The following is an 11,722-nucleotide window of genomic DNA, read 5'->3' as shown; positions in this document are numbered from 1 at the left end:
ACTCGCACAAATTGATGACAATATCTCAAACTTAATAATGTTATCCAAAATAGCCGTACTCATAAATTGAAAGTCAAGGGCGGGGGATTTTTTTAATCAAGCACACCGTATTTGGTGGGCTTCGCTCGCAGGAGATCGTCACGATGCTGTCACCTCCCTACCATAGTCCTATGCTGTCGAACAAATGCCGTTGTGAGATGTTTTCGGCAACTCTTATCATTACTTTGTCACAATCTGACATAAAGCTGTCCACATCTTCTATGGCGGTGAAGCCGCTGTTGTTCAGGGCTTCTGTGAGCTTTTGTTTATCCTTGGTATAGGCGATATAGGCAGTTTGCAAGGACCTGTTATTTTGCACTGTGATAAGCTGTGAATATGGTATCTTGCTGTTTTGCAACTGCTTTTCTACGGCTTCACTCTCGCCCGAAAAGACTTTGAGGGGCTTCCCTTTTGCGGCTGTGATACGATAGCCTTGGCAGGTGAACTTTTTCTGAGCAGACTTTATGTGAGATATCACAAAGCTTGCGTCTGTGCGGTATGAGCGTTCAAATATCTGCACGGTTTTGTTGTACCATTCTTCGTTGTTCTTTTCAACTGATTTTGATGTTACCATGGTATCGCCCCTTTCACTGATATTATAATATCACAACCTATGTGTGCAATTTTGGACATAGGAAGCGATATTATCATATTGAGGTGAATAATATGATATACAAGGGAATATTCTGGCTTATCGAGGGTGAATTATATACAAAGAGGTTAGAGTGCGACAAATCGGGAAATGTTATTGGTGACGGCAGTGGACTTAACTCAAAGTCGGGGGATAATTTCAATCACAGGCTGACTTGGGAGGGACTGCCGAAAAACGTAACACATGGGAAAGAGTACAATTATTATCCTCGGGGCAGAGTGGAGATAAAGGGCGGCAAGGCTGTGATATATCTTAATCCTGCGCTGAACAGTGAGGAGATGTTGGCGGAGCTTACAAGGCTGTTCGGGCTTGATGAGCTTGATTTTGTGAGGGTCAAAAATGACGGAAGCAGGCACTACAGAGCGTATGCTCCATAGTGCCTGCGCTTTATTTTATCTCATAGATATCGTCATAGAGAAATCTCACGTTGCCCACAGTACGATCTAAATGGAAATGTCCGCAGAGCCACATTTCATAGACAAGCTTATTTCTTATTTTGGAAAGAAACTTTTCGTTATCATAATGCCGTTTGAAGCACTTGGCGGTGTTCAGGTCGGGGATATAGCGGTCTGTTGGTCTATACTCATATCTTTATCTGTTAAATCCTATATGCTTTGGCTCTTCTTCGAGGGTATCGTCCTCGGTGAGATCAAAGTCACGGGCTTTTAGAGTCACGATATCGTCCATTGTCATGGTACTGAAATTCTGTCTTGTGAGCCTGAGCGCCTGACCGAACAGTGCTCCCTCTATAAGATTTCTTGCAAATCTGCCGTTGCCGAAATTCGGCTTCTTGCAGACCCTTTCAAGAAAAGGCAGGAGCGTTTCGTCAACGTCGTCGGCAAGCTTATGTTCATTGTTTTTAGCCATAAGATGGACGATACTAAGAAGCTCCTCGGCGGTATAGTCCTCAAAATTGACATGGAACGCTATTCTTGACCTCAGACCAGGGTTGCGGTCGAGGAAGTCGTTCATTTCCTTTGGATAGCCTGCGAAAATGACTACCATATCGTCACGGTTGTTCTCCATTTCCTGCACGATAGTGTTTATGGCTTCGTCGCCGTAAGAGCCTGAACGGTCATCGCAGAGGGAATAGGCTTCGTCGATAAAAAGCACTGAGCCTTTAACTTTCTTGAACATATTCTTCACCTGAACGGCTGTCCAGCCAACATATTTTCCAACAAGGTCGGAACGTCCGCACTCGATAAGGTCGCCTTTGGAAAGCACGCCGTTTTCTTTGAGTATTCTTGCAAACAGCCTTGCAACCGTGGTCTTTGCTGTGCCGGGGTTGCCTGTGAACACCGTATGCATGGCTGTTCGGCTTTCTTTCATGCCCTTATCGGCAAAAATTTTCTGCGACTTTGAATATGTTATCGCCTTTTCGATAACGCTTTTGGCGGAATCAAGTCCGATAAGCTCCTGAAGCTCGCTGTAGGCAGAGCCTTTTATCTCCTTGGCTTCTTCCCTGTCATAAAGCTTTTTGAAATTTGAATACTGGGGATAGATTTTTGTTTTCAGGACATTTGAATACCAAGTATCGTACATACCCATAAGCTCGCTTGCTCTATATGGTGTATCCTTTGCGCAAAGGGAAAGGAGGTCTTTATCGCAGGAGGTATTCTCTTCTCTGCAAAGCTTTCTGAGATATTTATGTGCATCTTCGTTTTCTACTGTATCGTCCGCAAGCTTCACGAATGTGATAGCGCCGAGCTTTTCTTCCACAGCGTCAGGGAGAGAAGGTCCGTCATTTGAAAAGGTAAAAATAAACTGTATCTCGTTTTTGTAGACATTGATGAGGTCAAAGAGGATATCGGGGATAGTTTCATCGGCTGTACAATTATCGCTGTTGGTACACTTTAAACCACAACAATTCATTATGATGGTAGAGCCGCTGCAGACACGGAACAGTTCACGGATATCTGAGCTTCGGGCTGATAAATTATAAAGGTCGAGGACGGTATATCTTGCACAGCCTAGTCTGTTATTTGAATACAGGGAGCTTACAAGGGTATCGGCAAGCCTATGGGCATTATCGCTTTGGACTAAATAATGTACCGGTATGCCTTTTGTGACACCGACGCTGTTCTTTCTGAATATTCTCTTAAGCTCAGGCTCAAAGGTATCTGAGCAGAGATATTTTTTTGCTACGGCGAGAGCGTCTTTTTTATCAATGGTCTTTGTGATATTTTCGCTTATGTACGATCTTCTATAGTTACTGAACAGGTCGTCCAGTTCATAGTCATTCAGCAGGTCTTCATCGAACTTGAAATTATCATGATAGCCGTTGGGGATCATTCTTTTGAACGTTTCCACTGTTATTTCCTCAAAATTTATATCCACGCACTCAAGCTTTATAAATGAAAAGAAGTTCTTTACATAGGCTTTCACGTCGGCTTCAATGTCTGTCATCATTACCCCTATGGTCGCCTGATCTTTTACGGCGCTTGATATAAAGGCACAGCTTCTGTTGGGCATGGTGCGTGCCATTTCATTGAACTCGTTTATAAGCTGGTTTTTCTCATCAAAGAATGCATCGTACTCTTCTTCATTATCTCTTGTTCTTCTGATAATAGACTCTTCGAGTATACATCTTGCTCTGTAACAACGCATAAAAATCCGCCTCCGTGGTCTTTTCTCATTCTTGTTTTTCGTCTGTATCTGCATTATAGCACTCGGAATGTTCAAAAATGTGGACATAGCAGAAGTTTTTAATATCCGAAATTTTACCCATGGTGGGTGGTATGATAAGAGCAACACAAAAAGAAAGGACTTGATACAATGGATAAGAGCAAGATATACACCGCAGAAATGGCGGCGCGATAAGTTGTGCAGAAGGTGTTCGGCCTGGGGGATAAGGATATTTTTGAGGAAGATGAGCAGAAATATCTTGAGGATATCAGGAATTTGATATTATGTATATGGGTTTTATAAATGGAAAGAACAAGCTTGGGGAGCTTGCTCTTTTTTGTTATGTGCTTTGGCAGGGTCTTGAAATGTGAAAGATAGGTGAAAAGTCAAGGCGGACTATTGACACGGTGTCAGAATGGTGGTATAATGGGTGCAAAGGATATTCTGACGTTGTGTCAGAATAGAGCGTGGGAGGTAAAAAAATGCCGAAGGGGTCACAGGAGCTGACTAATGCCAGAAAGGACGAGATAATAAACGCTTGCGAAAAGCTTTATCAGACAATGAATTTCAGGGACATTACTATAAAAGAGATCGGTAACGCAACGTCTTTTACGAGAACGTCGGTATACAACTATTTTCACACCAAGGAGGAGATTTTTCTCGCTCTTATGCAGAGGGAATATGAACTTTGGACGGGGAAACTGAAAAAACTCCGTGAGGAAAATGATGTCATGAACAAGGGGACGTTTGCTCACGAGCTTGCTTTTTCGCTTTCTCAGCGTGGGACGCTTTTAAAGCTGCTTTCCATGAACCACTATGACATGGAGGAGCACAGCCGGATGGAGAGGCTGGTGGAATTCAAGGTGGCGTATGGGCAGGCTTTGGAGGAGGTACGGCTATGTCTTATGCACTTCTTCCCTGACATGACGGAGGGGGATATACACGATTTTATATACTCATTCTTCCCTTTTATGTTCGGCATTTATCCTTACACCTCTGTGACTGACAAACAGCGTGAGGCCATGGAACTGGCGGGGGTGAAATACTCCTTTCCTACGGCTTACGAGATAACCATTGCGGAAGTGAAAAGACTTTTGGGGATTTGACAAAGGAGGCAGAATAATGGAATACGCAAAGCTTGGAAACACGAACATTGCGGTATCAAAGCTGTGCATAGGCTGCATGAGTTTCGGCAAGGCAGGCACTATGCATGACTGGACCCTTGACGAGGGTGAGAGCGAGAAGGTCATTTCCCACGCTCTTGATCTTGGGATAAACTTTTTCGACACTGCAAACTGCTACTCGCAGGGCACGAGCGAAGAATATTTAGGCAAGGCACTGAAAAAGCTAACACAGAGGGACAAGGTGGTAATTGCCTCAAAGGTATACTTCAACGAGGGCAGGCTATCCAAAGCTGCTATAGAACGTGAGATTGACGGCACGCTCAAAAGGCTGGGTACTGACTATCTTGACCTTTACATCATTCACCGCTTTGACTATGACACGCCTATAGAGGAAACAATGGAGGCTCTTGACGGGCTTGTTAAGGTAGGAAAGGTAAGGGCACTTGGTGCGTCTGCGATGTATGGTTATCAATTCCACAATATGCAGGTAGCGGCGAGGGACAATGGCTGGGCGCAGTTTTCGATTATGGAAAACCACTACAATCTGCTTTACAGAGAGGACGAAAAGGAACTTATACCGATATGCAGGCAGATGAACGTTTCGCTCATGCCATACAGTCCTCTTGCGGCAGGGCATCTTGCAAGGCCACAATGGCGTTCTGATTCGCTCAGGAGCAAGACCGACCGTGTTGCCATGGGCAAATATGACCGCATGGAAAAGTATGACGAGCAGATAATAAAGCATGTGGCAGAGGTCGCTGAAAAGCACGGCTGCAAAATGTCGCAGGTGGCTATTGCATGGCAATGGGCAAAGGGCGTTTGTGCACCGATAATAGGAGCGACAAAGACGAGATATCTTGACGACGCCGCAGGTGCATTTGATGTAAAGCTCACAAATGAAGATATAGCCTATTTGGAGGAGCTTTATGTTCCGCACTACACAGTGGGAGCGATAGACAAAAACCCGCCGCAGAACGTTGTTCTGCTTGACGAGAAGAAATAAATTTTAGGAGGAATCCTCAATGAAAAAAGATTTTGGTAAGAACCCTTGGTTTTATCCACTGCCTGTTCTTATTGTAGGCACATATGACAATAACGGAAATGCAGACGCTATGAACGCTGCATGGGGCGGTCTTTACGGTGCTGACATGGTGGAGCTTTGCCTTAGCGAGAGCCACAAGACCACAAAGAACATCAAGGAGAAAAAGGCTTTCACGGTAAGCTTTGCTGACGCTGCTAACTTGAAGGCTTGCGATTATGTTGGTATAGTATCTGCAAACAACACTGCTGACAAAATGGCAAAGTCGGGTCTTACAACAGAAAAGAGCCGCTTTGTTGACGCACCTGTTATCAACGAACTTCCTGTTGTTCTGGAATGTGAGCTTGTTAGATTCACAGAAGAGGGCAACGTTCTTGGCAGGATAGTAAACATTGCTGCTGACGAAAGCGTTCTTGACGACAAGGGCAGCATTGATCTCACAAAGTTCAGACCTATAACATACGAGCCTGTAAATCACGGCTATTATGTTGTTGGCGAAAAGGTAGGTCAGGCATTCAGCGACGGAAACGCACTGAAATAATATGACGGTAAAAAAAGGCACGCTCCCTCGGGGGCGTGTTTTTTGTATGACCTGTTTCGGTTGAAAATTTCATAAATACGCTATATAATAAGGATATATCTGAAAAGGGGTGGAGATATGACCTTACAGCAGCTTAAATATGTGGTGGCTACGGCGGAGAAAGGTACTGTCAGCGAGGCGGCACAGTCGCTTTTTATTTCTCAGCCTAGTCTTACCAACGCTATCCGTGAGCTTGAAAAGGAAATGAATATCACTATATTCATACGCACAAACAAGGGCATAACGGTGTCAAAAGAGGGTGAAGTCTTTTTGGGCTATGCAAGGCAGGTGCTTGAACAGGCGAGCCTTCTTGAAGAAAAATACTGCGGAAAACAACACGGCAAAAGGCAGTTTTGCATATCCACTCAGCATTACTCCTTTGCAGTGAACGCTTTTGTTGACCTTATAAAAGAGTTTGGCGGAGATGAATATGATTTCAGCATTCGTGAGACGCAGACCCACGAGATAATCGAGGACGTGGCGAGAATGAAAAGCGAGCTTGGCATACTCTATCTCAACGATTTCAACGAGCCTGTGCTTTCAAAGGAGATAAAGTCCAAAGAGCTTAAATTCACGGAGCTTTTTTCTGCAAAGCCACACGTTTTTGTCGGCTCTGCAAATCCCCTCGCACAGAAAAAGTCTGTGACTCTTGACGACCTGCTCCCCTACCCTTATTTATCCTTTGAGCAGGGGGAATACAACTCTTTCTACTACTCGGAGGAGATATTCAGCACCATAAAGCGACCAAAGAATATCCGTGTCCGTGACCGTGCGACCCTTTTTAATCTTCTTATCGGTCTTAACGGCTACACCATTTGCAGCGGTGTTATTGACGAAAAGCTCAACGGCAGTGATATCGTAGCTGTTCCCCTTGAAGCGGAGGGTTCAATGCGCATTGGCATAGTTACTCACAAAAAGGTACTTTCTAATCCACTGACGGAATTTTATATCAATGCACTGAAAAAATATATAGGCGAGGAAACAAGGTTGACAACATGAGAAATATGTGATATTATAAAAAAATACAAAGCCTATAGGAATTATGTATAAAGGAGAATTTTCATGACAGAGCTTATAAAGCTTGAACAGAATATAACCGATACTATAAAAGAGTCGCAGATAAAGCTTGGGTTTACCCCTAATGCGGTGACGCTTTTTTATCCTCTTGACTCACTCAACGCCATAACAAGGGGCGAGCTTACGGCTGAGGAAATGATAAAAGCCATAGATGAATACAAAAGCGAGATACTTTCATGCAAGGCTTCGCTTGCTCAGGACGGCAGGATAGCTGTTACGGTATCGGAGGAGAGCGTGAGGGCTATCCACGAAAAGGTGGAGGCAAGCCCGTTTCTTGTGGAGTTTATCGGAGCGGTAAAAGAGGAGTGTTCTCTTGAAAGAGCGGCTGAGATATTCAGAAAGTACAATAAGAACGCCGTTATAACTGCTGCACCTGACGATGAATTTGACCTGCTTGCATACTTTCCAGATGGAAAGCCTGACGGCTGTAGATACTGTTTGCAGGACGATCTGGGCGGCATAACATATCACAGATTCACCAAGCTTGACTATGACGCACTTTATCCCGAAAAGTCAGGAGATAACACAGAAAAATGAAAAATTTCACCTGCATAAGCATAAATCACAAGCTTTGCGGACAAGCCTTTCGCAGCCTTTTCACATTTGACAGCACTCAGTGTGAAAAGCTGCTTTTTGACGTAAAGGACCTTTCACCTGTGCTTATTTGCACCTGCAACAGGACGGAGCTTTACTTTTGCGGAACACCTGAGGAGGGCATAAGGCTTCTTTGCGAACAAAGCGGAGTGGAGATCGCAAAGTTCAAACGCAAGGTCATGATATTCACGGACAAGACGGCGGTAAAAAGGCTTTACAGCGTTGCCTGCGGTATAGAGTCTGCGGTCATAGGTGAGGACGAGATACTTGGACAGGTTCGCCGTGCATATGATCTTTCAAGGGAGCGCATTGGGCTTTCCTCTGAGGTGAACATGATATTTCAAGGGGCTATCGCTTGTGCAAAGAAAATAAAGACGGAGACGGAGCTTTCAAAGACTTCCGTTTCCACGGCTACTCTTGCGGCTAAGGAAGCGGCACATTATAAGGATAATGTCAGGGTGATGCTTCTTGGAGCGAGCGGTGAGATAGGCTCGCTGGTCTTGAAAAATCTTCTTTCATACAAGAACGTAACTGTGCTTGCAACGGCACGTTCCCACAGAAATGCACTGGAATATATTTCAGACGATCCAAAGCTTGAGATTATACCATACGAAAAGAGATATGAGCGCATTGGCGAATGTGACTGCATAATTTCGGCGACTTCAAGCCCCCACTATACTGTTACGGCGGATATGCTCAGTAATAATGAAAACAGGCTTTTTATTGATCTTGCAGTGCCGAGAGATATTGACCCTGCCGTGGAAAAGCTTGCAGAGGCTAGGCTTATAGACATGGACTTTTTCACGGAGCTTGCCAAAGAAAACAATCTCAAAAAGCTTGACAGCGTGGAGAGGTCGAAGCTTATCATTGACGAGGAAACTGACGAGCTTGAAAAGCAGCTTATGTTCCATGATTTTCTTCCGCAGTTTGAGAACCTTGACAGAAGACTTTGCGAGGTTTCGGCGAAAGAGCTGTTTTTCAGGCTAAAGTCGGAGCTTGATTCACAGACTTTCGGCAAGGTTATAGAAGTAATAAAAGAATACGGAGAATGACAATGCCATACTTTCCTTTTTTTGCGAATATTGATAATATGCCATGCCTTGTGGTGGGTGGCGGACAGGTAGCTTTGAGAAAGGTCGAAAAGCTTCTTGACTTTTCGCCTATAATAAAAGTGGTGGCATCAAAAGCTTGCGGTGAGATAAGAGAACTTGCAGACAGGGGCATGATAACACTTTTTGAGCGTGCTTTTAAGGACAGCGACATAGACGGCAGTACATTTGTGATAACTGCCACAGGGGACAGAGGTGTAAACAGGCACATTTCTCAACTTTGCAGGCAAAGGCACATTCCATGCAACGCAGTTGATGACCCTGAGAGCTGTACGTTCTTCTTCCCTGCCATTGTTACAGAGGGGGACGTGTGCATTGGCATTTCAACAGGCGGAAAAAGCCCTACCCTTGCTTCTCACCTGAGAAAGACGATCCAATCGCAGACAGAGGGCAGGCTTGGGGATATATGCAATGTCATGGGAAAAGTCCGTGACTATGCCCTTGAAAATATATCCACGGAGCAGGCTAGGAAAAAGGCTATGACAGAGGTTCTGAAAAAATGCCTTGAAAGTGACGTGCTTCCAACAGAGGAACAGCTTATAGAGATGATAAAGGAGCGAAAATGAAACTGAGAGCAGGCACAAGAAAAAGTCCACTTGCAATGGCGCAGACTTATATGGTACTTGACATGATAAAGGCGGCTTTTCCTGAGTGTGATACCGAGATAGTCACCTTCACCACAAAGGGCGACAGACAGCTTGACAGACCTCTTGACAAGATAGGCGGCAAGGGTGTGTTCGTCACGGAGATAGAACAGGCTTTGCAAAGCGGAGAGATAGACTTTGCTGTACACAGTGCAAAGGACTTGCCTGTTACGCTGGGCGAGGGGCTGGAGATATCGGGAGTTTGCCCTCGTGGGAACTATCGTGATATGCTTGTGACCAAAAAAGGCGTTGTATTTAACGATTCTGATGTTTTCACTGTTGGCACAGGAAGTCAGCGTAGACGTGGGGGCTTTGCAAGGCTTTATCCCAACGCAAAGTTTGCTGATATAAGAGGCAATGTTGGGACACGGCTTAAAAAACTTTCTGATGGGCTTTATGACGGCATAATACTTTGTGCGGCAGGAACGGAGCGTTTGGGACTTTCCCTTTCGGAATACGGGGTAAAAGAGTTTGAGCCTTGGGAGCTTTTGCCTGCACCTTGTCAGGCTATAATTGCAGTGGAATGTGCAAAGGAGAGCAAGGCGGCTGAGGTAATTTCGCAGGTATCACACAAGGAAACTATGCTGAGGTTTGAAACCGAGCGTGAGGTGATAAGACTTCTGGGTGCGGACTGCACTGTGCCTGTGGGGGCATACAGCGAGATAAACGGGGAAAAGATATCTCTCACTGTTTCAGACGGCAAGGGGCATTTTGCTCAGGGCGAAAAAGAGATAGAAAAAAGATTTGAACTTGTTAAGGAGCTGACTGATAAGCTATGAGCGGCAGAGTTATAATAACAGGGGCAGGCTGTGGAGATTATGACCTTATCACAATGAGAGGTTATGAGGCTCTGAAAAGCTGTGACGTGATGATATATGACAGCCTTATAGACAGCCGTTTGCTTGACTTCTGCAAGGACGGTGCGGAGAAAATATGCGTTGGCAAGCGTGCAGGCAGACACAGCTCCACGCAGGAGGAGATAAACACGCTTCTTGTGGAAAAAGCCGCAGAGGGCGGTGTTGTTCTCAGGCTCAAAGGCGGCGACCCTTTTGTGTTCGGCAGAGGGGGCGAGGAGATAACTGCACTCAAAGCCGCAGGCATACCATACAGCCTTATACCGGGGGTGACTTCCTCGGTGGCAGTGCCTGAGCTTGCAGGTATACCGGTGAGCCACAGGGGACTTTCAAGGAGCTTTCATGTTATAACAGGTCACACTGCGGACGACCTGCTCCCTGAGCATTTTGAAAGCTATGCAAAATGCGGTGGAACGCTTATTTTTCTTATGGGGCTTAGAAATCTCCCTGAGATAGCAGGCAGGCTCATTGAAAACGGCATGGGCGAAAATACTCCTGCGGCGGTGATATCAAAGGGGGCTACCCCTGAGCAGAGGGCTGTAAAAGGCTGTCTTGGCGACATTGCTGAAAAGGTGGGGCGAGAGGATCTGCCTGCGCCTGCGGTGATAATAGTTGGAGAAACCGCCGGGCTTGATCTTTCGCCTACCTACCTGCCGCCGCTTTATGGAGTTTCTGTGGCTGTCACTGCCACAAAGGGGCTTTCAAGGCGGCTTATAAAGTCGCTCAATGCCCTTGGGGCTTATGCTCACCGCTGCGGCGGATTTGAGCTTAGGGAGCTGCACGATGAGGTCACGGAAAAAGCTTTTTCACGGCTTTCAGAGGGCTTTTACAGCCATGTTGCTCTTACAAGTCCAAATGGTGCGGAGATATTTTTGAAAAGGCTTAGAGAAAGCCGTATTGACATAAGAAAGCTAAGGGGAGTTAAGATAGCTATCATAGGCAAAGGCACTGGGGCGAAGCTTGAAAAGGCTGGGCTTTATGCAGACATAATGCCTGAAAAATTCAACAGCGTGGCTCTTGGAAATATGCTCTCGGACACTCTTACTTGTGAGGACAAGCTTCTTATAGTACGCTCCTCGGAGGGGTCGACGGAGCTTGTTAAGCCCCTGTCTGAAAAAGGGCTGAACTTTGATGATGTTCATATTTACGAGCCTGTTTACAGCACAGGTGAGAAGATAGATGATGACTACGCTGTGTTTGCCAGTGCAGGCGGAGTGAGGAGCTTTTTCCATGGCGGAGGAAGCTTATCAGAGAATACAAAGTGTATCTCCATAGGCGAAGTGACGGCGGCAGAGCTTAAAAAATACGGTATAAATGGCCCTCTGCTTCCAACGGAAAGCACGGCAGAGGGAATAATACAAAAGATACTTTCAGATAAGTGAGAG

13 protein-coding genes are annotated in these 11,722 nt (G+C 45.5%); 11 read left to right on the top strand and 2 right to left on the bottom strand.

What is annotated here, in order from left to right; genetic code table 11:
- Positions 1-157: 157 nt before the first annotated feature.
- Positions 158-613, bottom strand: a complete 456-nt coding sequence (locus DW015_RS09160; RefSeq protein ID WP_117905421.1) for a hypothetical protein — start codon at positions 611-613, stop codon at positions 158-160.
- Positions 614-705: 92 nt separating this feature from the next.
- Between DW015_RS09160 and DW015_RS09155 the strand changes: the two genes are divergently transcribed.
- Together DW015_RS09155 and DW015_RS13600 are read left to right on the top strand one after the other, a co-directional pair.
- Complete coding sequence (locus tag DW015_RS09155; RefSeq protein WP_117905420.1) at positions 706-1,068, top strand: hypothetical protein; 363 nt, start codon at positions 706-708, stop codon at positions 1,066-1,068.
- Between the two features lie 70 nt (positions 1,069-1,138).
- Positions 1,139-1,360, top strand: a complete 222-nt coding sequence (locus DW015_RS13600) for a hypothetical protein (RefSeq protein ID WP_207659368.1) — start codon at positions 1,139-1,141, stop codon at positions 1,358-1,360.
- Here DW015_RS13600 and DW015_RS09150 read toward each other — a convergent pair.
- Positions 1,283-3,298, bottom strand: a complete 2,016-nt coding sequence (locus DW015_RS09150) for an AAA family ATPase (protein ID WP_181979892.1) — start codon at positions 3,296-3,298, stop codon at positions 1,283-1,285. The two genes, DW015_RS13600 and DW015_RS09150, sit on opposite strands and share 78 nt — an antisense overlap.
- Before the next feature lie 500 nt (positions 3,299-3,798).
- On the opposite strand from DW015_RS09150, the gene DW015_RS09145 reads away from it, so the two are divergent.
- The 9 genes from DW015_RS09145 (at position 3,799) to cobA (ending at position 11,719) form a co-directional block, all read left to right on the top strand.
- Positions 3,799-4,422, top strand: coding sequence for a TetR family transcriptional regulator (locus DW015_RS09145; protein WP_117905418.1), 624 nt, complete (start codon positions 3,799-3,801; stop codon positions 4,420-4,422).
- Between the two features lie 16 nt (positions 4,423-4,438).
- The gene (locus DW015_RS09140; RefSeq protein ID WP_117905417.1) at positions 4,439-5,443 is read left to right on the top strand and encodes an aldo/keto reductase; all 1,005 of its coding nucleotides are present in this window, start codon (positions 4,439-4,441) and stop codon (positions 5,441-5,443) included.
- A 19-nt stretch (positions 5,444-5,462) separates the two neighbouring features.
- Positions 5,463-6,020: a flavin reductase family protein gene (locus tag DW015_RS09135; protein WP_117905416.1), complete on the top strand. Its 558-nt coding sequence runs from the start codon at positions 5,463-5,465 to the stop codon at positions 6,018-6,020.
- A 117-nt stretch (positions 6,021-6,137) separates the two neighbouring features.
- On the top strand, positions 6,138-7,058 hold the full coding sequence (locus DW015_RS09130; protein ID WP_117877834.1) for a LysR family transcriptional regulator: 921 nt from the start codon (positions 6,138-6,140) through the stop codon (positions 7,056-7,058).
- Between the two features lie 63 nt (positions 7,059-7,121).
- Positions 7,122-7,673, top strand: coding sequence for a DUF3877 family protein (locus DW015_RS09125; protein WP_117905415.1), 552 nt, complete (start codon positions 7,122-7,124; stop codon positions 7,671-7,673).
- Complete coding sequence (gene hemA, locus DW015_RS09120) at positions 7,670-8,782, top strand: glutamyl-tRNA reductase (protein WP_117905414.1); 1,113 nt, start codon at positions 7,670-7,672, stop codon at positions 8,780-8,782. Before DW015_RS09125 ends, hemA begins: the two co-directional genes overlap by 4 nt.
- Positions 8,783-8,784: 2 nt before the next feature.
- A complete protein-coding gene (locus tag DW015_RS09115; protein ID WP_181979891.1) occupies positions 8,785-9,405 on the top strand; it encodes a bifunctional precorrin-2 dehydrogenase/sirohydrochlorin ferrochelatase in 621 nt (206 codons plus the stop codon).
- Positions 9,402-10,262 carry a hydroxymethylbilane synthase gene (gene hemC, locus DW015_RS09110; protein WP_117905412.1) on the top strand — a complete coding sequence of 287 codons (861 nt, stop codon included), beginning with the start codon at positions 9,402-9,404 and terminating at the stop codon, positions 10,260-10,262. The genes DW015_RS09115 and hemC overlap by 4 nt, the downstream gene beginning before the upstream one ends.
- Complete coding sequence (gene cobA, locus DW015_RS09105; RefSeq protein ID WP_117905411.1) at positions 10,259-11,719, top strand: uroporphyrinogen-III C-methyltransferase; 1,461 nt, start codon at positions 10,259-10,261, stop codon at positions 11,717-11,719. Before hemC ends, cobA begins: the two co-directional genes overlap by 4 nt.
- The last annotated feature ends 3 nt before the right edge of the window (positions 11,720-11,722 follow it).

This window comes from Ruminococcus sp. AF37-20 (assembly GCF_003460465.1).
In the GTDB taxonomy this organism is placed as follows: Bacteria; Bacillota; Clostridia; order Oscillospirales; family Ruminococcaceae; genus Hominimerdicola; species Hominimerdicola aceti.
Note: the sequence above shows the minus strand (reverse complement) of the source record. Positions and strands in the feature narration are given on the sequence as shown.

Bases quoted from the DNA above. Each gene is read 5' to 3' on its own strand.
- DW015_RS09130 (WP_117877834.1), top strand. From the start codon at position 6,138: ATGACCTTACAGCAGCTTAAATATGTGGTGGCTACGGCGGAGAAAGGT.
- DW015_RS09150 (WP_181979892.1), bottom strand. From the start codon at position 3,298: ATGCGTTGTTACAGAGCAAGATGTATACTCGAAGAGTCTATTATCAGA.
- DW015_RS09135 (WP_117905416.1), top strand. From the start codon at position 5,463: ATGAAAAAAGATTTTGGTAAGAACCCTTGGTTTTATCCACTGCCTGTT.
- DW015_RS09160 (WP_117905421.1), bottom strand. From the start codon at position 613: ATGGTAACATCAAAATCAGTTGAAAAGAACAACGAAGAATGGTACAAC.
- cobA (WP_117905411.1), top strand. From the start codon at position 10,259: ATGAGCGGCAGAGTTATAATAACAGGGGCAGGCTGTGGAGATTATGAC.
- DW015_RS13600 (WP_207659368.1), top strand. From the start codon at position 1,139: ATGGAAATGTCCGCAGAGCCACATTTCATAGACAAGCTTATTTCTTAT.
- DW015_RS09125 (WP_117905415.1), top strand. From the start codon at position 7,122: ATGACAGAGCTTATAAAGCTTGAACAGAATATAACCGATACTATAAAA.
- DW015_RS09140 (WP_117905417.1), top strand. From the start codon at position 4,439: ATGGAATACGCAAAGCTTGGAAACACGAACATTGCGGTATCAAAGCTG.
- hemA (WP_117905414.1), top strand. From the start codon at position 7,670: ATGAAAAATTTCACCTGCATAAGCATAAATCACAAGCTTTGCGGACAA.
- DW015_RS09145 (WP_117905418.1), top strand. From the start codon at position 3,799: ATGCCGAAGGGGTCACAGGAGCTGACTAATGCCAGAAAGGACGAGATA.
- DW015_RS09115 (WP_181979891.1), top strand. From the start codon at position 8,785: ATGCCATACTTTCCTTTTTTTGCGAATATTGATAATATGCCATGCCTT.
- DW015_RS09155 (WP_117905420.1), top strand. From the start codon at position 706: ATGATATACAAGGGAATATTCTGGCTTATCGAGGGTGAATTATATACA.
- hemC (WP_117905412.1), top strand. From the start codon at position 9,402: ATGAAACTGAGAGCAGGCACAAGAAAAAGTCCACTTGCAATGGCGCAG.